This is a genomic window from Shinella yambaruensis (genome assembly GCF_022899355.1).
Taxonomy (GTDB): Bacteria; Pseudomonadota; Alphaproteobacteria; order Rhizobiales; family Rhizobiaceae; genus Shinella; species Shinella yambaruensis.
Genome location: NZ_JALJCK010000004.1, coordinates 108968 through 131383, shown reverse-complemented (window position 1 = coordinate 131383; position 22416 = coordinate 108968). Strand labels below are relative to the sequence as shown.

24 protein-coding genes are annotated in these 22416 nt (G+C 66.1%); 8 read left to right on the top strand and 16 right to left on the bottom strand.

The annotated features are described in order from the left end of the window. From MUU56_RS10600 to MUU56_RS10590, 3 genes are all read left to right on the top strand, one after another. Positions 1-387, top strand: a complete 387-nt coding sequence (locus tag MUU56_RS10600; RefSeq protein WP_244767276.1) for a DUF805 domain-containing protein — start codon at positions 1-3, stop codon at positions 385-387. A gap of 90 nt (positions 388-477) precedes the next feature. Then, positions 478-1671, top strand: coding sequence for a succinyl-diaminopimelate desuccinylase (dapE, locus tag MUU56_RS10595; protein WP_244767619.1), 1194 nt, complete (start codon positions 478-480; stop codon positions 1669-1671). After that, positions 1658-2254 (top strand): hypothetical protein, encoded by a 597-nt coding sequence (locus MUU56_RS10590; protein ID WP_244767275.1) that lies wholly within the window; start codon positions 1658-1660, stop codon positions 2252-2254. Before dapE ends, MUU56_RS10590 begins: the two co-directional genes overlap by 14 nt. A gap of 24 nt (positions 2255-2278) precedes the next feature. Here MUU56_RS10590 and truA read toward each other — a convergent pair whose 3' ends face one another. The 3 genes from truA to def form a co-directional block, all read right to left on the bottom strand. After that, positions 2279-3022, bottom strand: coding sequence for a tRNA pseudouridine(38-40) synthase TruA (gene truA / locus MUU56_RS10585; RefSeq protein ID WP_244767274.1), 744 nt, complete (start codon positions 3020-3022; stop codon positions 2279-2281). Further along, the gene (gene fmt / locus MUU56_RS10580) at positions 3022-3966 is read right to left on the bottom strand and encodes a methionyl-tRNA formyltransferase (RefSeq protein WP_244767273.1); all 945 of its coding nucleotides are present in this window, start codon (positions 3964-3966) and stop codon (positions 3022-3024) included. Before fmt ends, truA begins: the two co-directional genes overlap by 1 nt. Positions 3967-4067: 101 nt before the next feature. Beyond that, positions 4068-4592, bottom strand: a complete 525-nt coding sequence (gene def, locus MUU56_RS10575) for a peptide deformylase (protein ID WP_244767272.1) — start codon at positions 4590-4592, stop codon at positions 4068-4070. Positions 4593-4738: 146 nt separating this feature from the next. On the opposite strand from def, the gene MUU56_RS10570 reads away from it, so the two are divergent. The 3 genes from MUU56_RS10570 to MUU56_RS10560 all read left to right on the top strand — a co-directional run bounded on the left by MUU56_RS10570 (position 4739) and on the right by MUU56_RS10560 (position 9473). After that, entirely contained in the window at positions 4739-5911 is a 1173-nt protein-coding gene (locus MUU56_RS10570) for a DNA recombination protein RmuC (protein WP_244767618.1), read from the top strand. 44 nt (positions 5912-5955) lie between these two features. Beyond that, the gene (locus tag MUU56_RS10565; RefSeq protein ID WP_244767271.1) at positions 5956-6855 is read left to right on the top strand and encodes a ribokinase; all 900 of its coding nucleotides are present in this window, start codon (positions 5956-5958) and stop codon (positions 6853-6855) included. Positions 6856-7136: 281 nt separating this feature from the next. Next, on the top strand, positions 7137-9473 hold the full coding sequence (locus MUU56_RS10560) for a methyl-accepting chemotaxis protein (RefSeq protein WP_244767270.1): 2337 nt from the start codon (positions 7137-7139) through the stop codon (positions 9471-9473). A gap of 103 nt (positions 9474-9576) precedes the next feature. Here MUU56_RS10560 and MUU56_RS10555 read toward each other — a convergent pair whose 3' ends face one another. Continuing rightward, positions 9577-9936, bottom strand: coding sequence for a hypothetical protein (locus MUU56_RS10555; protein ID WP_244767269.1), 360 nt, complete (start codon positions 9934-9936; stop codon positions 9577-9579). Beyond that, positions 9936-10877 (bottom strand): nucleoside hydrolase, encoded by a 942-nt coding sequence (locus tag MUU56_RS10550; protein WP_244767268.1) that lies wholly within the window; start codon positions 10875-10877, stop codon positions 9936-9938. Before MUU56_RS10550 ends, MUU56_RS10555 begins: the two co-directional genes overlap by 1 nt. A 184-nt stretch (positions 10878-11061) precedes the next feature. On the opposite strand from MUU56_RS10550, the gene MUU56_RS10545 reads away from it, so the two are divergent. Together MUU56_RS10545 and MUU56_RS10540 are read left to right on the top strand one after the other, a co-directional pair. Further along, positions 11062-11493 (top strand): Hsp20 family protein, encoded by a 432-nt coding sequence (locus MUU56_RS10545; protein ID WP_244767267.1) that lies wholly within the window; start codon positions 11062-11064, stop codon positions 11491-11493. 132 nt (positions 11494-11625) lie between these two features. Continuing rightward, the gene (locus tag MUU56_RS10540) at positions 11626-11883 is read left to right on the top strand and encodes a BQ00720 family protein (RefSeq protein WP_064332367.1); all 258 of its coding nucleotides are present in this window, start codon (positions 11626-11628) and stop codon (positions 11881-11883) included. A gap of 18 nt (positions 11884-11901) precedes the next feature. Here the strand turns inward: MUU56_RS10540 and trmB are convergent, their stop codons facing one another. The 11 genes from trmB to MUU56_RS10485 form a co-directional block, all read right to left on the bottom strand. Next, positions 11902-12603 (bottom strand): tRNA (guanosine(46)-N7)-methyltransferase TrmB, encoded by a 702-nt coding sequence (trmB, locus tag MUU56_RS10535; RefSeq protein ID WP_244767266.1) that lies wholly within the window; start codon positions 12601-12603, stop codon positions 11902-11904. A gap of 7 nt (positions 12604-12610) precedes the next feature. Then, a complete protein-coding gene (metK, locus tag MUU56_RS10530) occupies positions 12611-13849 on the bottom strand; it encodes a methionine adenosyltransferase (protein ID WP_244767265.1) in 1239 nt (412 codons plus the stop codon). 202 nt (positions 13850-14051) lie between these two features. Further along, the gene (locus tag MUU56_RS10525; RefSeq protein ID WP_064328645.1) at positions 14052-14471 is read right to left on the bottom strand and encodes a helix-turn-helix domain-containing protein; all 420 of its coding nucleotides are present in this window, start codon (positions 14469-14471) and stop codon (positions 14052-14054) included. A gap of 148 nt (positions 14472-14619) precedes the next feature. Continuing rightward, on the bottom strand, positions 14620-16203 hold the full coding sequence (lnt, locus tag MUU56_RS10520) for an apolipoprotein N-acyltransferase (RefSeq protein ID WP_244767264.1): 1584 nt from the start codon (positions 16201-16203) through the stop codon (positions 14620-14622). A 112-nt stretch (positions 16204-16315) separates the two neighbouring features. Then, on the bottom strand, positions 16316-17467 hold the full coding sequence (locus tag MUU56_RS10515) for a hemolysin family protein (protein WP_244767263.1): 1152 nt from the start codon (positions 17465-17467) through the stop codon (positions 16316-16318). Between the two features lie 9 nt (positions 17468-17476). Further along, the gene (ybeY, locus tag MUU56_RS10510) at positions 17477-17986 is read right to left on the bottom strand and encodes an rRNA maturation RNase YbeY (RefSeq protein WP_244767262.1); all 510 of its coding nucleotides are present in this window, start codon (positions 17984-17986) and stop codon (positions 17477-17479) included. 17 nt (positions 17987-18003) lie between these two features. Continuing rightward, positions 18004-19056, bottom strand: coding sequence for a PhoH family protein (locus tag MUU56_RS10505; protein WP_244767261.1), 1053 nt, complete (start codon positions 19054-19056; stop codon positions 18004-18006). 27 nt (positions 19057-19083) lie between these two features. Beyond that, on the bottom strand, positions 19084-20484 hold the full coding sequence (miaB, locus tag MUU56_RS10500) for a tRNA (N6-isopentenyl adenosine(37)-C2)-methylthiotransferase MiaB (protein ID WP_244767260.1): 1401 nt from the start codon (positions 20482-20484) through the stop codon (positions 19084-19086). Positions 20485-20540: 56 nt separating this feature from the next. Beyond that, the gene (gene olsA, locus MUU56_RS10495) at positions 20541-21329 is read right to left on the bottom strand and encodes a lyso-ornithine lipid O-acyltransferase (RefSeq protein ID WP_244767259.1); all 789 of its coding nucleotides are present in this window, start codon (positions 21327-21329) and stop codon (positions 20541-20543) included. A 127-nt stretch (positions 21330-21456) separates the two neighbouring features. Continuing rightward, positions 21457-21882: a Fur family transcriptional regulator gene (locus MUU56_RS10490; protein ID WP_244767258.1), complete on the bottom strand. Its 426-nt coding sequence runs from the start codon at positions 21880-21882 to the stop codon at positions 21457-21459. Positions 21883-21921: 39 nt separating this feature from the next. Continuing rightward, positions 21922-22416, bottom strand: a complete 495-nt coding sequence (locus MUU56_RS10485) for a GNAT family N-acetyltransferase (RefSeq protein ID WP_244767257.1) — start codon at positions 22414-22416, stop codon at positions 21922-21924.

The following is a 22416-nucleotide window of genomic DNA, read 5'->3' as shown; positions in this document are numbered from 1 at the left end:
ATGGCGGTCGTGGAAGAGCAGAGGCCGAGCCTCGCCTGGCTCTTCTTCGGCTGGTCCGGCCGGGTCAGCCGAGTGCCCTTCGCGCTCGGCTGGGCCTTCTGGCTGATGCTGCTTTCGGCAGCGCTCGCCCGCATCATCATCGTGCCGGAGGAGGATCCCTCCTTCCTCTTCTGGTCCTTCGTCTTCGTCGGCGTGGCGCTCGTCTCCACGGTGTCCTCCGTCCTCCTGACGGTCAAGCGGCTGCACGACATGAACCTGCCGCTGCCGCTGATCATCTGCCTGTTCATCCCGGCCATCTCCTTCTTCGCGCTCTTCGCCTTCATGGTCTGGCCGGGCACGAACGGGCCGAACGACTACGGCCGCCTGCCCAACCGCCCGAAAGACTGAGAGGCGCGCTTCGGGCGCGCGTGACAGCGCACGGCCGATCGGCTAAATCTCGATTCTCCTTCCTCCCTTTCGTGCCGTGACCGCATGTCCATGACCTCCGCCGATCCGATCGCCAATCTTGCAATGCTCATCCGCTGCCCCTCCGTCACCCCTGCCGAGGGCGGGGCGCTGACGGCGCTCGCCGCCATGCTGGCGCCGCTCGGCTTCACAGTGGAGCGCATGACGGCGCGCGAGCCCGGCATGCCCGACATCGAGAACCTCTATGCCCGCATCGGCACCGGGGGGCCGCACCTGATGTTCGCCGGCCACACGGATGTCGTGCCCGTCGGCAACGAGGCGGCCTGGACGCATGCGCCCTTCGGCGCCGAGGTCGCCGGCGGCGAGATGTTCGGCCGCGGCGCGGTCGACATGAAGGGCGGCATCGCCTGCTTCGTCGCGGCCGTCGCGCGCCAGATCGCGAAGAACGGTCCGCCGAAGGGTTCGCTCTCCTTCCTCATCACCGGCGACGAGGAAGGCCCGGCCGTCAACGGCACGATCAAGCTGCTGCAATGGGCCGCAGAGCGCGGCGAACGCTGGGATGCCTGCCTCGTCGGCGAGCCGACGAACCCGGACCAGCTCGGCGACATGATCAAGATCGGCCGGCGCGGCTCCGTCTCCGGCACGATCACGGTACATGGCGTGCAGGGCCATGCCGCCTATCCGCACCTCGCCGACAATGCCGTGCGCGGCGTGATCGCGCTTACCGATGCCCTGATGCATCCGCCCTTCGACGCCGGCACGGAGAATTTCCAGCCATCGAATCTGGAGGTAACGACGATCGATGTCGGCAACCCCGCGACGAATGTCGTGCCGGCACAGGCGATCGCCCGCTTCAACATCCGCTTCAACGACAGCTGGACGGCCGAGACCGTGATGGCCGAGATCGTGCGCCGGCTCGATGCCGCCGCGCGCGACGAAAGGCTGCGGCCGGGCCGCCCGCCGCTTCGCTACGACATCGCCTGGGCCGAGCGGCCGAGCCACGTCTTCCTCACCCGCAACGACCGGCTGATCGCCTCGCTGTCAGGCGCCGTCGAAGCCGTAACCGGACGCGCGCCAAAGCTGTCGACGACCGGGGGCACCTCCGATGCCCGCTTCATCAAGGATTATTGCCCGGTCGTGGAGTTCGGCCTCGTCGGGCAGACCATGCACATGGTCGACGAGCGGGTGGCGATCGCCGATCTCGAGACGCTGACCGTGATCTACGAGACCTTCCTCCAGCGCTGGTTCGGCGATGCCCGGGCTTGACGAGGTCCTGCACTATCTCACCGGCGTCTTCCTGCTCGTGCGGCAGAAGCAGGAGGGGTTCGGCTGGCTGGACCTGACGATGCGCGGGCTTGTCCGCTCCTTCTGGGCCTTCGCCTGGTGCCTTCCCGCCTTTGCCGTCATCTGGGCATCCTGGCGGCTGTATTTTCTCGGCAGCATGCCGGCGGGAACGCCGGCCGGCCTCTCCTTCTTCGTCAAGCTCCTGGTGATCGACGTGGCGGGCTGGCTGCTGCCGCTCGTGCTTCTGGCGGCGCTCGCACGTCCGCTCGGCTACGGCAAGCATGTTGCGACCGTGGTGACGGCGAGCAACTGGATCGCCGTGCCCTTCGCCTATGCCGCGGCAATCCCCTTCGCGCTGACGCTGGTCCTGCCCACGAGCGCGCCCTTTGCCGGCCTGCTGCTCTATGCGGTCTTCGGCGCCAGTGTCGTGCTGCAGTTCCGCCTCGTGTGGATGTGCGTCGGCAGACAGACGCTGCTCGCCTCGGCCATGACGGCGATCTACGTGCTGCCGCCGATGATCGTCGGGCAGCAATTGCAGCAGCTCCTCGGCACGTTGCCGGGCTGATGCGCCTTTCGCCCTCCGGGCCGCCTAGTAGTCGACAGCCATGAAATAGAGCCCGTCCGGCGGCGCCACGGGGCCGCAGGCCTTGCGGTCGCGCGCCTCCAGCGCCGCGCGCACGTCCTCCCGTGTCCACTTGCCCTCGCCGGCCAGCTTCAGCGTGCCGGCGAAGGAACGGATCTGGTTGTGCAGGAAGCTCTGCGCCGAGACGCGCATCTCGATCAGGTCGCCGCTGCGCGTCACATCCAGTCGGTCGATGGTGCGTACGGGGCTGTTCGCCTGGCACTGGGCGGCACGGAAGGTCGTGAAGTCGTGCCTGCCGACGAGCATCTGCCCGGCGGCATGCATCACCTCGTGGTCGAGCGCCCTGGCGACGAACCAGGCCCGGTTCGCCTCCAGCGCCAGCGGCGCGGGGCGCGAGATGATGCGGTAGAGATAGTGCCGCTTCACCGCCGAGAAGCGGGCGTCGAAATCGTCGGGCACCGCCGCCGCATCGAGGATCGCGATCCGCTCGCCGGCCATGCCGAGATGGGCGTTGAGCGCGTTGCGCAGCGTGTGCTCCTTCCACACTCGGGAAAGGTCCGCATGGGCCACCTGCCCCATGGCATGCACGCCCGAATCCGTGCGCCCCGCGCCGCGGATCGAGACGGTCTCGCCCGTCAGCGACAGGATGGCCGCCTCGATGGCGCCTTGCACGGAGTGCCCGTTGTCCTGCCGCTGCCAGCCGACATAGGGCGTGCCGTCATATTCGATGCGGAGGCGGTAGCGCGGCATCAGCCGATGACCTGGCCGGCCGCGACGGGCGTGCCGCGCAGGAAATCGGCCGCGTCGAGCGGCTTGCCGCCCGCCTTCTGCAGGCGCACGAGCCGGACCGCCCCGCCGTCACCGCAGGCGACCGTGAGCCGGTCGTCGAGAACCGTGCCGGCGGCTTTCGCCGTGGTTGCACCGGACGGCGCGCTCGCCAGAACCTTCACCCGCTCCGGCTTGCCGCCGACCGGCAGCTCGAACCAGGCGCCGGGGAAGGGCGAGAGGCCGCGGATATGGTTGTGCACGTCCCCGGCGGGGCGGGAAAAATCGACGCGGGTCTCGGCCTTGTCGATCTTGGCCGCGTAGAGCACGCCCTCCTCCGCCTGCGGGGTCAGCGGCAGGTCGCCGGCTTCGAGCTTCGCCATGGCTTCCACCATCAGGGCGCCGCCCGCCTGCATCAGCGTATCGTGCAGCTCACCGGCCGTCATGGTGTCGCCGATCGCCACGCGATGGGTCAGCGCGACCGGGCCGGTGTCGAGGCCCTTCTCCATCTGCATGACCATCATGCCGGTTTCCGCGTCCCCCGCCATGATCGCCCGCTGGATGGGCGCTGCACCGCGCCAGCGCGGCAGCAGCGAGGCATGGCCGTTGTAGCAGCCGAGCCGGGTGCCGGTAAGGATCGCCTCCGGCAGCAGGAGGCCGTAGGCGACGACGACGGCGACATCCGCCTTCAGCGCGCGAAAGGCCGCGCGGTCGGCCTCCTCGCGGAAATTGAGCGGGGTGAAGACGGGAAGCCCGAGCCTTTCCGCCGCCTGGTGCACCGGCGACTTCACCAGTTCGAGGCCGCGGCGGCCGGCCGGGCGCGGCGGCTGCGAATAGACGGCGACGATCTCGTGGCCGGCCTCCGCCAGCGCCTCAAGCGTCGGAACGGAGAAATCCGGCGTGCCCATGAAGATGATGCGAAGGGCCATCGGTCAGCCTCCAGGAAAGCAGGTCCAGCAAAAGCGCGAAGCGGTTCTGCGGCCGGAATTGCATGAAACAAAGCCCGGGCGGCAAGCGCCTGGTTGTCGCCTCAGAGCGCCTTGCTGCCGCGCAGCTTCGCCGCCTTGGTGAACTTGCGGATCACCATTTCGCGCTTCAGCTTGGAAATATGGTCGATGAACAGCACGCCGTTCAGGTGATCGATCTCGTGCTGCAGGCAGGTCGCCAGCAGGCCGTCGGCCTCCGTCAGCTGCTCCTTGCCGTCGCGGTCGAGATGCTTGACGGTGATGGCGGCGGGGCGCTCGACCTCGGCATAATAGTCCGGGATCGACAGGCAGCCCTCCTCATAGACCGAGCGGGCATCCGAGGCGGAGACGACTTCCGGATTGATGAAGACGAGCGGCTTCTTGTCCTCGCCCTCCTTCGAGACGTCGAGCACCAGCATGCGGCGCGCGACGCCGATCTGGATCGCGGCAAGGCCGATGCCCGGCGCATCGTACATGGTTTCCAGCATGTCGTCGGCGAGTGCCTTCACCTCGCTGTCGACGGTCTCGATGGGCTTCGAAACCTGGCGGAGGATCGGATCGGGAAGGATAATCAGCGGCTTGATGGTCATCTCGCCTCCTTAGCGCGGTTTTTTGACGCTTTCAATCGGCTTCGACCGCCGCCAGCGTAGCATGTCCTGCGCATCTGTTCACGTTATGATCTGGTTTCCGCCGCAATCCGTGTTATGGTCGCGGCATGATCGATCCGACCTTTGACATGCTGCTCGCCTCCCTCCTTGCTCGGCTCGGCGGCCCCGGCCCGGCGCTCGTGCTGCTCGCCGCCGTGCTGATCGCCGTCTTCGGCCTGCTTTCGGCCCGACGCAGCCAGGCGCGCCAGCGCGAGGCGGCGGCGATGGCGGAGCTGCGCTTTGCCGAACTCCTGAAGGCACAGACGGAAATGCAGGGACGGGTCGCCGCCATGGCCGACGTCTTCGGCTCGAAGCAATCGGAGACGAACCAGGCGATCAATGCCCGGCTCGACGGCCTGACGCAGCGGATCGGCCAGTCGATCTCCGAGCAGACCCGCACCACGCACGAGAACCTCCGCCGCCTTCAGGAGCGGCTTGCCGTGATCGACAATGCGCAGAGCAACATCCAGTCGCTGGCGAAGGACGTGGTCGGCCTCCAGGCGATCCTCTCCAACAAGCAGACGCGCGGCGCCTTCGGCCAGTCGCGCATGGAGACGATCATCACCGACGCCATGCCGCCCGGCGCCTACCAGTTCCAGGCGCAGCTTTCCAACGGCGTCAGGCCCGACTGCACGATCCGCATGCCGAACGGCCAGCCGCCTCTCGTCGTCGATGCGAAATTCCCGCTGGAGGCGTGGAATGCGCTGTCGGACGGGCGCTCCCCCGAGGCTGCCAAGCTCGCGGCACAGCAGTTCCGCCGCGACATGGAGACCCATATCCGCGATATCGCCGAAAAATATCTCCTCGCCGGCGAGACGCAGGACACCGCCTTCCTCTTCGTTCCCTCCGAATCGATCTTCGCCAGCATCCACGAGAATTTCGAGGCCATCGTGCAGCGGGCGCACAGGGCGCGCATCGTCATCGTTTCGCCGTCGCTGCTCATGCTCTCCGTGCAGGTGCTGCAGGCGCTTCTGAAGGACCAGCGCATGCGCGAGCAGGCCCATGTCATCCAGGGCGAGGTTGCCCGGCTGATGGACGATCTGACGCGGCTCGACGATCGGGTGCGCAAGCTTTCCGGCCATTTCACCGCCGCGCAGAAGGATGTCGACCTCATCCTGACCTCGACGGAGAAGCTCACCCGGCGTGGCGCGCGCATCGGAGACATGGAATTCGAAGCGGCATCAGCGCTTTCCGCGCCTGCGGAGGCGGCCGTCGAGGCTCGGACGGGGCAGCTTCGGCTGAGGGTGGTTGACGAGGACTGACCGCCTCGGGCAGTGTCCGGCGGAAACGACAAGGGGCACCTCTCATGATCACCGTCTTCGGCTCCATCAACATGGACCTCATCGCCACGCCAGAACGCCTGCCGAAGCCGGGCGAGACGGTGATGGGCAGCAGCTTCACCACCGCCGCCGGCGGCAAGGGCGCCAACCAGGCGCTCGCCGCTCGCCGCGCCGGCGCGATCGTGCGCATGGCCGGCGCCGTCGGCGACGACCGGCTGGGCAGCCAGGCGCTGGCGCTGCTCGCCGACGCCGCCGTCGATCTCAACGGCGTGCGCTCCGCCGCCGAGGCGACCGGCACGGCCCATATCCTGGTGGACGACGAAGGCGAGAACGTCATCGTCGTCGTGCCGGGCGCCAACGGCACCGTCAGCGAGGAGGATGCGAAGCGCACCGTCGGCGGCATGACGCGCGGCGACTACCTGATGCTGCAGTTCGAAATCCCCAATGCCGCTATCGAGGCCGCGCTCGTCAGCGCCAAGCAGAAGGGCGTCATCTCGATCGTCAACATCGCGCCCTTCAGCGCCGATGCCCGTCGCCTCGGCGCGATGGCCGATATCCTCGTCGCCAACGAAACGGAATTCGACCTCTTCGTCGGCAAGGGCGAACTCTCTGACGAGGCACGCGAGACGACCATGCGCACGCTGCATGCCGGCAGCGGCCAGACGATCATCGTCACGCTCGGCGCCGACGGCGTCGTTGCGATCCGCAGGAACGAGATTTTCCGCGCCGCCGGCCTCAAGATCGAGCCCGTCGACACGGTGGGTGCGGGCGACACGTTCTGCGGTTACCTCGCCGCCTCGCTCGATGCCGGGCTCGGCTTCAAGGAGGCGCTGCGCCGCGCCGCCGTCGCCGGATCGCTCGCCTGCCTGAAGCCCGGCGCCCAGCCCTCCATCCCCTTCGCCCCCGCCGTCGACGCCGAAATCTAAACGGTGGTGCGGCCGCGCCGCCCGCCGGATTTCGCAATTGACACATCGGGCGTCGCATTGGCTGCGACGCCCGAGAAATCAGCCGGTTGCGCCAAGAAGTGGCGGCGACGCTTGGCTATTTATTAATATTTTATGGGTTACTGAAATCTTCAGATTCCGGCCCTTGAGACCGGCCATCTCTGGCGCTGGTTGCGCGCCGTGCCCTCCATGATGGAGCCCCCCGCAAACGACTGTGCTCCTCCGCGGTGCCCGCCGCGGACGTCTCTCATCGTGAGGTTTTTATGTTCAAGTTCCAGGCCAAGTCGCTTGCGACGAAGCTCATCGCGGTCACCGGCGGCACCATCGCCCTGGTGATGCTCGCCTCCAACACCGTACTCATCGGCCAGACGCAGAGCCGCGTCGCCGCCCTCGTCTATTCCGAAGCCGATACCGAGGCGAAGGCGATCGCCGCCGACATCGCGACCGATATCGGCCAGCTCGCCAGCGCCGCACGCTCCATGGCGGGCGTGATCGAGCAGGGTCATGCGGGCGGGCACTTCGACCGCAAGGAAGTCGTGGATATCATCAAGGCGAACGCGGAAAAGAACAGCTTCGCGCTCGGCAGCTGGTTTGCCGAGGCGCCGAACGCCTTCGACGGCAAGTCGCGCGAGACGGCCGAACAGCTGGAAACCGGCACGTTCAAGGACGGCTCGTTCAACCCGTACTGGACGAAGCGCAAGGATGGCTCCATCGCGCTCTCCACCTTCGAATCCGACTACAAGGCCGAATGGTATTCGCTGGCCGCCGGCAGCGGCAAGGGCGCCATGAGCCAGCCCTACAAGGAAAGCTCGACCGGCGAAGGCTTCACCATGGCCTCCATCGCCTTTCCGGTCGCCCCGGGCGGCAGGCTGATCGGCGTCACCGGCGTCGACGTTTCCCTGAAGACGCTGAACGAGAAGCTCAGCCAGCTGAAGCCCTTCGGCGAAGGCCGCGTCATGCTGCTGTCGCAAACCGGCAAGTGGATCGTTGCGCCGAACGCAGATCTCCTGATGACGGACTATGACGGCGGCGGCGCCGACATCATCAAGGAGGCGCTTGCGACGGGCAAGACCGGCCGTATCGAAAACCTCTCCTTCGACGAGCTCGCCGCCTTCGATCGCGTCGTCTATCCCTTCGCGCTGCCGGACATCAACACGACCTGGGTCGTGCTGGTCGACGTGCCGCGCGCCGCGATCAACGCTCCGGTCGACGACCAGACCCGCATGATGATCCTCGGCGGCCTGATCGTTCTCGGCGCCGTTCTCGCCGGCCTCTACTTCGCCGTGCGCTTCTTCGTGCAAAAGCCGCTCGCCGGCCTCGTTTCCGGCGTCGCGACGCTCAGCAGCGGCGTCTATACCCAGCCGATCGCCGGCCAGGAGCGCTCTGACGAGACCGGCTCGGTCGCCAAGGCACTGGAAGGGTTCCGCCACCAGCTCGCCGACACCAAGCGCCTCGAAACCGAGGCCGACAACCAGCGCCAGCTGACCGAGGCCGAGCGCAACCGCTCGGAAGCCGAGCGCGCGGAATCGAGCGCCCTCCAGCGCGACATCGTCGCCCGCCTCGGCGACGGCCTTGCCCAGCTTTCCTCGGGCAACCTGACCTTCCGTCTCTCCGGCGATTTCCCGGGCGAATACGGCAAGCTCAAGAACGACTTCAACTCGGCGATCGCCAGCCTCGAGGAGACGATCCAGACGGTCAATGCCTCGGTCGGCAATATCGGCGGCGGCACGGGCGAGATCTCCAAGGGCGCGGCCGATCTCTCGCACCGCACCGAACAGCAGGCGGCAAGCCTGGAAGAGACGGCGGCCGCCCTCGACCAGCTCACCTCGCAGGTCAATTCCAGCGCGGAAAACGCCCGCGTCGCCGCCAAGTCGGTGGAAACGGCCAGCGACGACGCCAGCAAGTCCGGCGAGGTCGTGCAGAAGGCGATCGGCGCCATGCACGGCATCGAGCACTCCTCGCGGGAAATCTCCAACATCATCGGCGTGATCGACGACATCGCCTTCCAGACGAACCTGCTGGCATTGAATGCCGGTGTCGAGGCCGCCCGTGCAGGTGAAGCCGGCAAGGGTTTTGCCGTCGTCGCCCAGGAGGTGCGCGAGCTTGCCCAGCGTTCGGCCAATGCCGCCAAGGAGATCAAGACGCTGATCAACACCTCCGAGGTGCAGGTCCGCGAGGGCGTCGATCTCGTCGGCAAGGCCGGCAGCGCGCTGGAGAACATCGCCGAGCAGGTCATCCAGATCAACGGCCTCATCCGCCAGATCTCCTCATCCGCCTCCGAACAGGCCGTCGGCCTCAAGGAGATCAACGCGGCCGTCAACCAGATGGACCAGGTGACGCAGCAGAACGCCGCGATGGTGGAGGAGACCACCGCCGCCTCCATGGCGCTGAACGACGAGGCCCAGACGCTGAAGTCGCTCGTCGCCCGCTTCCGCGCCGGAAACGCCGCCGTGGCCGCTGCCCAGCCCGTGCAGCAGGCGACCCGCCGCGACGTCCAGCCGCAGCGCGCCGCCTACCAGGCGCCGCGCGCCACGGCACGCGCCATGCCGCAGGTCGCCGGCAACACGGCGCTGGCGCAGGACGACTGGGAAGAGTTCTGAGACGGACCGAATGACGAAAAAGGCCGGCGTCTCCGCCGGCCTTTTTTTGTTTTGAGAGGAACGGATTGCAGACGGATGAGGGAGACAGCCGTGCCGGCAAGGGCTATGTCCGCTCCGTCGGCTTTGCCTGGAGCCGGCCGCGGGAGCGCGAACGGCTGGCGCTGGCGAGGCGCTGCGAAGCCTCCTTCAGTTCCAGGTCGGCAAACAGGCCCCGGTATTCGGACCGCAGCATCAGCGCCTCCATGGAAAGCTCGGGCTTGCCCGCGTCGAGCAGCCGTTCCAGCCCGGTCGTGCCGGGCTTGAAGACGAGTTCCTTCGCCGCCGCCACGCCGCCGTTGAGCAGCACGAAGCGGCGCAGGAGCACCGGGCGGAAGCCGAGCGCCGCGAAGCGGTCGTAAAGGCCCATCATCTCCGTGTGGAAACGACCTTCGACACCCGGCCCGGCACTGCGGGGGCCGCGCATCAGAGACGGCCGACGCGCTCGGCGAGGAGAGCGAAGAAGCCGTCGGCATCGACGTCCTTCATCACCCGCGCATTGTGCTTGCGGCCGGTGACCTGCCACCAGTCGACCACCGTCATGCCGACGGTAAGCGGCGAGGTGGTCTCGATCTCCACATTGCAGTCGCGGCCGGAGAACAGCTCCGGCTTCAGGAGATAGGCGATGACCGTCGGATCGTGCAGCGGGCCGCCGTCGGAGCCGTATTTCTCCACGTCGAAGCGCTCGAAGAAGTCGAGCATCTCGACGAGGGCCTTGGCGGGCCGGCTGCCGATCTCGCGCAGACTGGCGACACGGCTCTTCAGCGTCAGCACCTTGTGGGTGACGTCGAGCGGCATCATGACGATCGGGATGCCGGACTTGAAGACGGCGGCAGCCGCTTCCGGATCGACATAGATGTTGAATTCTGCAGCCGGCGTGATGTTGCCGCCCTCGAAGAAGCCGCCGCCCATCATGACCAATTCGCGCACGCGGCCGGCGATGTCCGGTGCCTTCTCCAGCGCCGTCGCGATGTTCGTCAGCGGGCCGAGCGTGCAGAGCGTCACCGTGCCGGCCGGTTCGCGCCGGAGCGTCTCGATGATGAAGTCCACGGCATGCCGGGCCTCCAGCGGCATCTGCGGCTCGTGCAGTTCCGGGCCGTCGAGGCCGGTCTTGCCATGGACATGCTCGGCGGTGACCAGCGGGCGGGCGATCGGCCTGTCGGCGCCGGCATAGACCTTCACGTCGGTCCGCGAACAGAATTCCAGGATGATGCGGGCATTGCAGGAGGTGCGCGCCAGCGGCACGTTGCCGGCGACGGTGGTGATGCCGAGGATATCGAGTTCGGGGCTGCCGAGCGCCAGCATGATCGCGGCGGCATCGTCCTGGCCGGGATCCGTGTCGATGATGATTTTCCGTGGCTCAGACATGCCGTCTCCGTTTTCTCGCTGGTTCTGTTCTTGGCCCGCGTCGCGCAGGCGAAGCGGCGACTATATTTGCGAAATCGCCATTCGCAAGCGTCTTGCGCCCTGCGCCGGCAATCCCCATATTGCAGCCATCGGGATGCCGAGGTCGGGTCCCGCCGAAGTCGCTTGAAAGCCAAGGACTAGATGCATGTCACGCATGACCCCTTTCACGAGCCCGCTGCTCCTGGGCTTCGACGCCATGGAAAAGACCCTTGAGCGCATCGCCAAGGGCAATGATGGCTATCCCCCGTACAATATCGAGCGGCTGCGGCCGAACGGCGAGACAGGCGCACCGGAACGGCTGCGCATCACCCTTGCCGTCGCGGGTTTTTCCGAAGACGAGCTCGATGTGACGACGGAGGAAAACCAGCTCGTCATCCGCGGCCGCCAGGTCGACAACGGCGAGCGGGACTATCTCTACCGCGGCATTGCGGCCCGCCAGTTCCAGCGCACCTTCGTGCTTGCCGACGGCATGCGCGTTTTGGGAGCGGAGCTGAAGAACGGCCTGCTCGCGGTCGACCTCGTGCGGCCCGAGCCTGTGCGAATGGTAAAGAAAATTAACATTTCCGTATCAGACTAGATCATGAGCCGTTCCTGCGGGAACACCCGCCGGAACGTTTCAAGCGTAACCTGATCGCCTGACGTACCGATGGGCCATGGTGGCCATGGACGTCCGGTGGCCGGCCCTGCCGGCATTGCCATGGAGGCAAAGATGGGACTGAAGACTGTAACCCCCACCGTTTCGAAGGCGGATCTTGCACATCTCGGCGCCGGCGAAGTCGGCTACATCCGGAAGATGAAGGCCGACGAAGTCTCGCGCGTCTTCCCGGAAGCGCCGGAAATCGACCCGAGCCTGGATCTGTGGGCCCTGTTCGGCGCCGACGGCACGCCGATCCTCCTGACGGACAACCGTTCGAGCACCTTCTACAAGGCGGCCGAGGACGACCTGCGCACCGTCAGCCTGCACTGATGCCGGAAAATCCTTCCGTCAGAGACGGCGGAAGGTAAGATAGGCCGACTTGCGGCCCTCGCGCTTGGCCTTGGCCTCGTAGCGCGTGCCCGGCCAGCCGGCAAACGGCGTCAGCCAGTCGACCGCGTTTTCGGCGGTCCACACAAAAGCGGGATGAGACCCGCAGTGCATCAGCGTCCAGTTGACATAGGTGTCGATGTCGGACGCGAAGCAGAAGAGCCCGCCGGGCTTCAGCACCCGGGCAAAGCGGTCGAGATTGACCTTCGAGACGAACCGCCTCTTCCAGTGCTTCTTCTTCGGCCACGGATCCGGATAAAGCAGGTCGATCTGATCGATCGAGGCTGCCGGAAGCCAATCCAGCAGCGCCGTCGCATCGTCGTCATAGAGCCGGATATTCTTCGCGCCCGTTTCCTCCACGCTGCCGATCAGCTTCGCCATCGAATTGACGAAGGGTTCGACGCCGATGAAGGCGGTATCGGGCGCTTCCTGCGCGCGACGGATGAGGTGCTCCCCGCCGCCGAAGCCGATTTCGAGGCGTGTCCGGGCCGGCGAGAAATCATAGAGCGCCGCAATGTCCGCCGGCGCCGGGGCCGAAAGATCGACCTTCAGCACCGGCAGCACGGTCTGAAGATGCTGCGCCTGCCGCTCCCTGAGCGGTTTTCCCTTGCGGCGACCGAAGAAGGCCTCGCTCGCGCGGCTGCGGCGCTCTGCATCCGTCATGTCGGCCTCAGTTCTTCAACGCTTCCTTGAGGGCCTTGACGAGGTCGAGGCGCTCCCAGGAGAACGAGCCGTCGCGGCCGGCCTTGCGGCCGAAATGACCGTAGGCGGCGGTCTTGGCGTAGATCGGCTTGTTGAGGTCGAGGTGGCGGCGGATGCCCGACGGCGACAGGTCCATGACCTTGCGGACCGCGGCCTCGACGGCGTCTTCGCTCACCTTGCCCGTGCCGTGCAGGTCGACATAGACCGAGAGCGGCTGGGCGACGCCGATGGCGTAGGAAAGCTGGATCGTGCAGCGGTCCGCAAGGCCGGCGGCGACGACGTTCTTGGCGAGGTAGCGCGCGGCATAGGCGGCCGACCGGTCTACCTTAGTCGTGTCCTTGCCGGAGAAGGCGCCGCCGCCATGCGGGGCCGCGCCGCCATAGGTGTCGACGATGATCTTGCGGCCGGTGAGGCCGGCATCGCCGTCCGGGCCGCCGATGACGAACTTGCCGGTCGGGTTGATGTACCAGGAGCAATCGTCGGCAATCTTCAGGCCGTTCAGCGCCTCGCGGATATAGGGTTCCACGACCTCGCGGACCTTCTTGGAATCCCAGCTGTCATCGAGATGCTGCGTGGACAGCACGATGGAGGCGACATCGGCCGGCTTGCCGTCGACATAGCGCACGGTCACCTGGCTCTTGGCGTCCGGACCGAGCTTGCCGGCATCGCCCTCGCCCTTCTTGCGAGCTTCGGCGAGAAGCTGGAGGATGCGGTGCGAATAGTAGAGCGGCGCCGGCATCAGCTCGGTGGTTTCGCGGCAGGCGTAGCCGAACATGATGCCCTGGTCGCCGGCGCCCTCGTCGCCCTGCTTGTCGGCGGCGTTGTCGACGCCCTGGGCGATGTCGGCGGACTGGGAATGCAGCAGCACGTCGATCTTCGCCGTCTTCCAGTTGAAGCCGTCCTGCTCGTAGCCGATGTCGCGGATCGCCTTGCGGGCGGCCGACTTGAACTTGGAGGGGTTGATGACGTCGTTGCCGTCCTTGTCCTTCTTCAGCAGGCTCGGCGGCAGGCGCACTTCACCGGCGATCACCACGCGGTTGGTCGTCGCAAGCGTCTCGCAGGCAATACGGACCGACCACGGATCGACCTTCGACTTCAAGGCTTCGCGGTAGACCAGATCGACGATTTCGTCGGAGATGCGGTCGCACACCTTGTCCGGATGACCCTCGGCGACGGACTCGCTGGTGAAGAGATAGCTGCTGCGCATGCGGGAATTCCCCTCAAAGAAATGGACTTCGACGTTGTTATTCAGTTCGCGGAGGAAAAACAAGCGCAGAAGGACATAAGAATATGTTTATGTCCCGGCTTTCCGGGTGTTTTGCCGCAGTCGTCGCGGGCGCGACACAAGCGCGCGCAAATGAAAAGCGGCCCCGTAGGACCGCCTTTTTCTTCCAGATCTCACGCGGAGATCACTCGAGTTCGGCCTCGGCGGCAAGCGCCTTGACGAGGTCCACGAGCTTGCGGCGGACCTTGGGATCGCCGATCTTGACGAAGGCCCGGTTGAGTTGGAGCCCTTCGGAGGAGGACAGGAAGTCGACCACGTAGTTGGAGCTCGACGCTTCGGCAAAGCCCGCCTGGGCGTCCGCCTGTTCACCCGGCGCATCCTCGAAGAAGAAGGAGACGGGCACGTTGAGAATGCTCGAAATGTTCTGCAGGCGGCTGGCGCCGACGCGGTTCGTGCCCTTCTCGTATTTCTGGATCTGCTGGAAGGTGATGCCGAGACTTTCGCCCAGCTTCTCCTGACTCATGCCGAGCATGGTCCTGCGAAGCCGGATCCGGCTACCGACGTGAATATCAATCGGATTCGGCTTCTTCTTGTTTTCCATCATCAATGTGTCCTAACGCGCAGAAATGGCCCCACCCTGCCGGCAGCCTTAACGAAAACTTAACGCCACGTTGTATGCGCAAACCCTGAAGGTCACCACAATACAGGAGAACCGCCGGCGGCGTGCACTATGCTATTTTAGGGGTTTTTGGTCAATTCGTCCTGTTTCTAAAACCAATGCTAGAAATGCCCGCCATTGCGAAGAGAACGCCGAGAACAATCAGAAACGACCAATTCTGCTGCTTTGCCCGGTCTGCAGCCGCAAATCTTCCCGGGAGAGTTGCATCGACAAAACCCGGGACATCATGGGCAAGGCCTTCCACCACCCTGCCCTTCGCATCGACCACGGCGGAAATACCGTTATTGGCGGCGCGAATCAGTGGCAGGCCGCGTTCGACGGCGCGCAGCCTTGCCTGCTGGAAATGCTGGTAGGGGCCGGGCGTCCTGCCGAACCAGGCATCGTTGGTGACATTCAGCAGAGCGGCGGCCGTTTCCGCCGATCCGTTGATCTCGGAGGGGAAGATCGCCTCGTAGCAAACCAGCGGATAGAGACCCCTGCCTAGGGCATTCAGGAGCTGGTGCTCACGGGCAGCGGAAAAGCCGCCCGGCATGGCGACGGCATCCACGCCGAGGCTCTCGAAAATCTCGGCAAAGGGCATGTACTCGCCAAAGGGAACGAGATGCACCTTGTCGGCCGCGCCGGTGATCTGACCGCGGCCGTCGATGGCGTAGATGGAGTTGTAGTAGCGCGGCGCCTTGCCGGAACCGGCGCTTTCGGTTCGCACGGCGCCGGCAATCAGCGCCTGGTCGTCCTCCAGCACGGCCGCGATGCGCACCAGCGCATCCGGATTGTCGGTGAGGATGAAGGGAATGGAGGTCTCCGGCCACACGATGATGTCGGGCCTCCTGCCGCCCGCCGCCGGACTTGCGGCGCTCAGCGCCAGATGCTGCTCGAAGATCTCGGCGCGGGCGCCGTCGTCGAGCTTTAGCGCCTGGTCGATCACCGGCTGGACGAGGCGGATGACGGTCGCCTCGTCTTCCGGCGCCGGCACGATGTTCAGGGCATAGTAGCCGTAACCGAGCTGGGCCGCGAAGAGCAGGACGGCGAGCGAAAGGCCAGGCCCCCGGCCGCGCCGCGTGCCGATCAATGCCGGCGCGGCGAAGACGAAGACGGCAAGCGCATTCATGCCGGCAATGCCGACGACGCCGGCCGCTTGCATGAGCAGCGGCACGGGCATCGCGCCGTAGCCGACGGCGTTCCAGGGAAAGCCGGTGAAGAGCGTGCCGCGCAGCCATTCGCCAATGCCGAAGGCGAAGGCGAGCGCGGCGATGCGGCCCATGCCGTCCGACCAGAGGAGGCGGGCGAGCGCGGCCGCAAGACCGTAGTAGAAAGCAAGGAAGGCAGGCAGGCCGAAGACGGCAAGCGGCAGCGCCCAGGCAAAGGCATCCGCCTCGACGAGCAGCGCATTGCCGAGCCACCACAGCCCGCCGACGAAGTAGCCGAAGCCGAAGAACCAGCCGATGCGGAAGGCAGGCGCCAGACGCCGCAGGAAACCGGCCTCCGGCGCGGCGCTGGCGCCGTCGAGCAACCAGACGAGCAAGGTAAAGGAGACGAACAGCGCTGCGAAGAAACCGAAGGGCGGCAGCGCCAGCACCCCGATCAGGCCCGCAAGAAATGCCAAAAGCGCCCGTCTCGTCCCAGACAGGAGCATGACCCTGCCCGCAAGCCGCTCCATGCCGTCCCCTTCATGTCCCCGAATCAGCCGCGCCAGTCTTCCAAAAAACCAGCGCCTTGTCCCGCGTCACGGCGGCACAAGGCGCAGATCATTTTTCAAGGGGGCCGTCCGCCTATTCGGCGTTCGCCCCGTCGTTCTGCTGTTCCGGCAGTTTCGGCCGGTCGCCGGCAAGGGGCAGGCCCTCGCCCTCCGGCTTGCGCTCGCGGCGGCGAACGGAGCCGGCGCGCTTGCGCGTGACCCGTACCCGCTTGACGCGGCGCGGATCGGCGTCGAGAACGTGGAACTCGAAGCCCGGCACCGCCTGCACCACCTCGCCCCGCACCGGGATGCGGCCGAGCGAGGCGAAGATCAGGCCGCCGAGCGTATCGGCGTCTTCGAGCTGCTCGCGAATGTCGAAATCCGGGCCGATGGCTTCCGCCAACTCCTCCAGCTCGACGCGGGCGTCGGCGATGAAGACATCGTCGCTGACGCGCTGGATCATGGCCTCCTCGTCGTCGTGCTCGTCCTCGATGTCGCCGACGACCATCTCGACGATGTCCTCCAGCGAGGCAAGACCGTCCGTACCGCCATATTCGTCGATGACGAGGGCCATCTGCGTGCGGTCGGCTTGCATGCGCGCCATCAGGTCGGCGGCGAGCATGGAGGGCGGCACGAAGAGAACCTGGCGGATGATGCCGGCTTCGGCGACGGTCTTCGACAGATCGACACGGCCGAGGTCAAATTCGGCCTTCGGCGTGCGGGTCGGCTTCTCGCCATTGGCGGGAGCCGGTTTTGCACTGGTGCGGCGCTTGTTGCGGGCCTGCTTGGTGACATAGGCGAGCAGGTCGCGGATATGGACCATGCCGCGCGGATCATCGAGGCTCTCATTGTAGACCGGCATGCGCGAGCGGCCGGAATCCTCGAAGATCACCATCAGCTCGGCGATCGTGATGTCCTGGTCGACGGCCTCGATATCGGCGCGCGGCACCATGACGTCCTCGACCCGCACCTCGCGGAAGCGAAGAATGTTGTGCAGCATCGCCCGCTCTTCGGGCAGGAAGGTCGGCTCGCCGCCGCTCTCTTCCGTCATCAGGGCGTCGGCGAGGTCCTTGCGCAGGCTGGAGGCACCCGTCATGCGCCAAAGCCGTGCGGCGCGGGACCAGAAGGATGTCCGGCCCCCGCTTTCCTGCTTCGGCGCGCTGCTACTACTGCCCGCCTCGTCCTGACTTGAGGCGTCCGCCTCACTCTTTTCCGTTTCTACGGACTGGTTTCTAAAGTCGCTCATTGGTCCAAACTATTCATCGGGGTCATCCCCGTACGGGTCAGATAGGCCAAGCTCGGCAAGAATGCGAGTCTCCAGCCCCTCCATTTTTTCCGCTTCCTCGTCGTCCATGTGATCATAGCCGAAGAGATGCAGAAATCCATGCACCAGCAGGTGCGTGAGATGATCGTCGAAAGACTTGCCGAGATCCGCCGCCTCGCGGGCCAGCGTTTCCTCGGCAAAAATGATATCGCCGAGCATCGGCCCCGGCATTTTTCCGGGCGTCAGCGGAAAGGCCGGGAAGGACAGGACATTGGTCGGCTTGTCCTGGCTGCGCCATTGCGCGTTGATGCCGCGGATCTCCCCGTCGCTGGTGAAGACGAGGGAGACCTCCGGGGCGCCCGTCTTCGGGAAGGGCTGCCTTTCCTCCCGCCGGAGGAAACCTGCGGCCGCGCCGAGCGCACGTTCGCTGATCTCGCGCAGGCGCTCTTCCGAGGGCCATGCGCCGTCTTCGACGGAAATCTGGATATCGAGTTCGCTCATCAGAATTTTGAGCCGCCTCAGCGGTCCATCTGCTCGCTTTCGTCCTGCACCGCTGTCTGGGCTTCATAGGCCCGGACGATGCGGGCGACCATCGGGTGGCGCACGACATCGGCGTCCTTGAAGCGGACGACGGAAACGCCCTCGACGCCCTTGAGGATCTGCAGCGCTTCGACAAGGCCCGACTTGACGCCACGCGGCAGGTCGACCTGGCTCGGATCGCCCGTGACGATCATACGGCCGTTCTCACCCAGACGCGTCAGGAACATCTTCATCTGCATGGAGGTCGTGTTCTGCGCCTCGTCGAGGATGACCGCGGCGTTGGCGAGCGTGCGGCCGCGCATGAAGGCGAGCGGCGCGATCTCGATGACGCCGGCGGTGATGGCGCGTTCGACCTTGTCGCCCGGCATCATGTCGTAGAGCGCGTCGTAGAGCGGACGCAGATACGGATCGACCTTCTCCTTCATGTCGCCGGGCAGGAAGCCGAGACGCTCGCCGGCCTCGACGGCCGGACGCGACAGGATGATGCGGTCGACCGCGCCGCGCTCCAGGAGCTGGGCGGCATGGGCGACGGCGAGATAGGTCTTGCCCGTGCCGGCCGGGCCGACGCCGAAGACGAGCTCGGACCGCTCCAGCGCGCGGATATAGGTATCCTGCATCGGGGTGCGGGCAACGATGGTCTTCTTGCGGGTGGAGATCTGCGACATGGTGAGCTTGGCCTTGCGCTCCATCGTCGGCAGGGAAAGCTGGTCGTCCGCGGCGATCGCCATGCGGATCGCGCCCTCCACGTCGGAAAGCTCGATCGAGCCTCCCTTCTGAAGCCGGTCGTAAAGGTAATCGAGGGCGTGGCGGGCCTGGTTGGTCGCCACCACGTCGCCGGAAATGGAGATGGAATTGCCCCGCGCGCGCGCATCGATGCCGAGGCGCTGCTCCAGCAGCTTCAGGTTCTGGTCGAACTGGCCGAACAGCTCGCTTGCGTATCGATTGTTCTCGAAGGTCAGCACGAAGTGATTGGCGTCGGTCTCTTTTTTCGACTGGCGCGGCGATGACGTCGTCAATTCGTGTCCGTTCAAGCGGTCAGGCTCCTTGCGATCCGCCCGTCAACCGATCGCTTGCGCGAAAAGGCTGTTGGGCCCGGTATCGGTGATTCGTACCCGGATAATGTCACCGATTTCAGACGCTTTTGCATCAACATTCACAGGCTGCAGCCAGGGCGAGCGGCCGACGAGCTGGCCGGGCATGCGGCCGGGCTTCTCCAGGAGCAGGTCGATTTCCTTGCCGACGCAGCCGCGCGCGAATTCGCGCTGCTGTCGAAACAGCAAAGCCTGCAATCTTTCAAGGCGTTCCGACTTCACGTCTTCCGCGACATGGCCGTCCATCTCCGCGCCGGGCGTGCCCGGCCGTATGGAATACTTGAAGGAAAATGCCTGTGCATAACCGACCGTCTCGATGAGGCGCATCGTGTCCTCGAAGTCCCGGTCGCTCTCGCCGGGGAAGCCGACGATGAAATCGCCCGAGATCGCCAGCGCCGGCTGGACGGTGCGGATGCGCTCGATGAGGGCGATATACTCGGCCGCCGTATGGCGCCGGTTCATCGCTTTCAGGATACGGTCGGAGCCCGACTGGACCGGCAGGTGCAGATAGGGCATCAGCGCCGGCAGGTCGCGATGGGCTTCGATCAGGCGGTCGTCCATGTCGCGCGGGTGGCTGGTCGTATAACGCAGGCGCGCGAGGCCCTTGATGCCGGCGAGCCGGTAGAGGAGGTCGCCAAGGCCCCATTCGCGGCCGTCCGGACCGAGGCCGTGCCAGGCGTTGACGTTCTGGCCGAGCAGGGTGATCTCGCGCACGCCGCCCTCGACAAGGCGCTCGGCCTCCGAGACGATCTGCGAAACCGGGCGCGAGACTTCCGAACCGCGCGTATAGGGCACCACGCAGAAGGTGCAGAACTTGTCGCAGCCTTCCTGCACCGTCAGGAAGGCGGTGACGCCGCGGGCGCGGGTCTTCGCCTTTTCCGGCGCGGGAAGATGCTCGAACTTGTCCTCAATGGCATAGTCCGTCTCGACGACGCGCTCGCCGCCCTTGGCGCGGCGCAGCGCGTCCGGCAGGCGGTGATAGGTCTGCGGGCCGACCACCAGGTCGACCGCCGGCGCGCGGCGCAGGATTTCCCTGCCCTCGGCCTGGGCGACGCAGCCGGTGACGCCGATCACCATTTCGCGGCCGTCCTTGGCGCGCGCCTTCTTCATCTCGCGCAGGCGGCCGAGCTCGGAATAGACCTTTTCCGCCGCCTTCTCGCGGATATGACAGGTGTTGAGGAGAACGAGGTCGGCCTCCTCCAGGACGTCCGTCGCCTGGTAGCCGTCCTTCGACAGCGCATCCGTCATGCGGTCGCTGTCATAGACGTTCATCTGACAGCCGTAGGTCTTCACGAAGACCTTGCGGGTGTTCGAACGCGCGTTCGGCGTGGCGCCGGCTTCGGGCGGAAGGAGGGATTGTTCGCTCATGGCCGCTTCCATAGTGGAAAAGCCCCGGAAAATGAAGTCCTGTCACGTCCCCCGGACTATCGGCCGCGCAGGCGCGCGCCCAGCATGGCGCGAATGCGTGCCTCGACCGTGCGGCTGACCTGCTTGCGGTTGCTGCTGCGGGAATAGTCCACCCGCTCGCCGAAATCGACATCGACATCCACCGCCCCCTCGCGCGCGACGCCGAGGAGATGCGGCAGGAGCTCGATATCGCCCGGCCAGGCGGCGAGCGGTCGATGGAAGCGCCCCATGGCCATGCCGTGCACGCCGGTATAGGCGATCGAGACCGGCTGGATATGCACGACACCGCCCGGCGCGTGCGGCACCGCGGAGGCGGCCGCGCCGAAGAGCGAGGTCTTGATCTCCAGCAGGCGGTTGCCGTCCGAGGTCGTGCCCTCTGGGAAGAGCACGACGATCTCGCCGGCCGTCAGCCGCCGCGCGATCTCGTCGACCTGGTCGCCGGTCTTCCGGCGCTGGTCGCGTTCCACGAAGATCGTCGCCTGGAGGCGGGCGAGGATGCCGAAGACCGGCCAGCCGCGCACCTCGGATTTGGCGATGTAGACCACATCGGCCACCGAGCCGAGCACCAGGATGTCCTTCCAGGAGACATGGTTGGAGGCAAGCAGCAACGGCCGTTTCGCCTCCAGCGTGCCATGCACCCGCACCCGGAGGCCGAGCACCCAGCAGGCGACACGGTGCCAGAGGCGCGGCAGACGGCGGCGGACTTTCAGATTGAAGCGCAGGCCGACGAGCTGGATGGGCAGCAGGATGGCCGTCACCGTGCTGAGCACGAGGAAAGCCACGGCGAGACGCAGCCAGACGATCAAAGGGGCACCGGTCGCTGGGAGAAAACCGGCCTTGATGAAAGGTGGCTTCCCCCCTCTGCCCGGCAGGGCAGAGGGGGGTGCCGCGGTACCGGATGCAGCACCCTGAAGCGAACGGTCATGGGCCGCCTCACTCGCCCTCCTTGAGCGGAATGCCGTAGAGTTCGAGGCGGTGGTCGACCAGCTTGAAGCCGTGCTCGCGCGCGATGCGCTCCTGCAGGGCCTCGATCTCCGGCGAGTGGAACTCGATGACCTCGCCGCTCTTCAGGTCGATCAGGTGGTCGTGGTGCTCGTCCGGCACGGTCTCGTAGCGCGAGCGGCCGTCGCGGAAATCGTGGCGCTCGATGATGCCGGCATCCTCGAAGAGCTTGACCGTGCGGTAGACGGTGGAGATGGAAATGCGCGAATCGACGGCCGACGAGCGGCGATAGAGCTCCTCCACGTCCGGGTGATCGGCCGAGGCCTCCAGCACGCGCGCGATCACGCGGCGCTGCTCGGTCATGCGCATGCCGCGCTCGACACAAAGCTCTTCCAGCGATTTCTCGACATCCGACATGCGATCCAGCCCTCTTCCGTTCAGCCTCCCGATAGGGGACTAACGAAGATCGCGCCGCAAGACAAGCGCCGTGGACCTGTGGCCGTCGGCGGCGACATAATAGGCCTTGCGCTCGCCGACCTTCACAAAGCCGAGCTTGGCATAGAGCCCGCGAGCAGCGACATTGCCCTCGTCGACCTCCAGGAAAATGTCTTCGGCGCCGCGCATCTTGGCCTCGCGCAGTGCCGCCTGCATCAGCCGCCAACCGAGGCCCGCGCGGGAAAACCGCTCGTCGACGCCGATCGTCAGGATCTCCGCCTCCCCGGCCGTGGCCCGGGCCAGCACGAAGCCGCCGGCCATGCGGCCGTGCGCGCCCTCCCGCAGCGCCAGGAAGCCGTAGACCGGCTCCTGCAGCAGCAGCGAATGGAACTCGCCGTCGTTCCACGGCTGGGGGAAACGTGCGCGATGCAGGGCCGCCGCAATGCCGGCATCAGCGGTTTCCAGCGGGAAGATGTCGAAGGCAGGCTTGCGGGTGAAATAGTCGGTCAGGGACAT

What these genes read in the sequence shown, in the direction of transcription:
- MUU56_RS10600 (WP_244767276.1), top strand. Translation starts at nt 1, where the DNA reads ATGGCGGTCGTGGAAGAGCAGAGGCCGAGCCTCGCCTGGCTCTTCTTC.
- dapE (WP_244767619.1), top strand. Translation starts at nt 478, where the DNA reads ATGACCTCCGCCGATCCGATCGCCAATCTTGCAATGCTCATCCGCTGC.
- MUU56_RS10590 (WP_244767275.1), top strand. Translation starts at nt 1,658, where the DNA reads ATGCCCGGGCTTGACGAGGTCCTGCACTATCTCACCGGCGTCTTCCTG.
- truA (WP_244767274.1), bottom strand. Translation starts at nt 3,022, where the DNA reads ATGCCGCGCTACCGCCTCCGCATCGAATATGACGGCACGCCCTATGTC.
- fmt (WP_244767273.1), bottom strand. Translation starts at nt 3,966, where the DNA reads ATGGCCCTTCGCATCATCTTCATGGGCACGCCGGATTTCTCCGTTCCG.
- def (WP_244767272.1), bottom strand. Translation starts at nt 4,592, where the DNA reads ATGACCATCAAGCCGCTGATTATCCTTCCCGATCCGATCCTCCGCCAG.
- MUU56_RS10570 (WP_244767618.1), top strand. Translation starts at nt 4,739, where the DNA reads ATGCTGCTCGCCTCCCTCCTTGCTCGGCTCGGCGGCCCCGGCCCGGCG.
- MUU56_RS10565 (WP_244767271.1), top strand. Translation starts at nt 5,956, where the DNA reads ATGATCACCGTCTTCGGCTCCATCAACATGGACCTCATCGCCACGCCA.
- MUU56_RS10560 (WP_244767270.1), top strand. Translation starts at nt 7,137, where the DNA reads ATGTTCAAGTTCCAGGCCAAGTCGCTTGCGACGAAGCTCATCGCGGTC.
- MUU56_RS10555 (WP_244767269.1), bottom strand. Translation starts at nt 9,936, where the DNA reads ATGCGCGGCCCCCGCAGTGCCGGGCCGGGTGTCGAAGGTCGTTTCCAC.
- MUU56_RS10550 (WP_244767268.1), bottom strand. Translation starts at nt 10,877, where the DNA reads ATGTCTGAGCCACGGAAAATCATCATCGACACGGATCCCGGCCAGGAC.
- MUU56_RS10545 (WP_244767267.1), top strand. Translation starts at nt 11,062, where the DNA reads ATGTCACGCATGACCCCTTTCACGAGCCCGCTGCTCCTGGGCTTCGAC.
- MUU56_RS10540 (WP_064332367.1), top strand. Translation starts at nt 11,626, where the DNA reads ATGGGACTGAAGACTGTAACCCCCACCGTTTCGAAGGCGGATCTTGCA.
- trmB (WP_244767266.1), bottom strand. Translation starts at nt 12,603, where the DNA reads ATGACGGATGCAGAGCGCCGCAGCCGCGCGAGCGAGGCCTTCTTCGGT.
- metK (WP_244767265.1), bottom strand. Translation starts at nt 13,849, where the DNA reads ATGCGCAGCAGCTATCTCTTCACCAGCGAGTCCGTCGCCGAGGGTCAT.
- MUU56_RS10525 (WP_064328645.1), bottom strand. Translation starts at nt 14,471, where the DNA reads ATGATGGAAAACAAGAAGAAGCCGAATCCGATTGATATTCACGTCGGT.
- lnt (WP_244767264.1), bottom strand. Translation starts at nt 16,203, where the DNA reads ATGGAGCGGCTTGCGGGCAGGGTCATGCTCCTGTCTGGGACGAGACGG.
- MUU56_RS10515 (WP_244767263.1), bottom strand. Translation starts at nt 17,467, where the DNA reads ATGAGCGACTTTAGAAACCAGTCCGTAGAAACGGAAAAGAGTGAGGCG.
- ybeY (WP_244767262.1), bottom strand. Translation starts at nt 17,986, where the DNA reads ATGAGCGAACTCGATATCCAGATTTCCGTCGAAGACGGCGCATGGCCC.
- miaB (WP_244767260.1), bottom strand. Translation starts at nt 20,484, where the DNA reads ATGAGCGAACAATCCCTCCTTCCGCCCGAAGCCGGCGCCACGCCGAAC.
- MUU56_RS10490 (WP_244767258.1), bottom strand. Translation starts at nt 21,882, where the DNA reads ATGTCGGATGTCGAGAAATCGCTGGAAGAGCTTTGTGTCGAGCGCGGC.
- MUU56_RS10485 (WP_244767257.1), bottom strand. Translation starts at nt 22,416, where the DNA reads ATGTCCCTGACCGACTATTTCACCCGCAAGCCTGCCTTCGACATCTTC.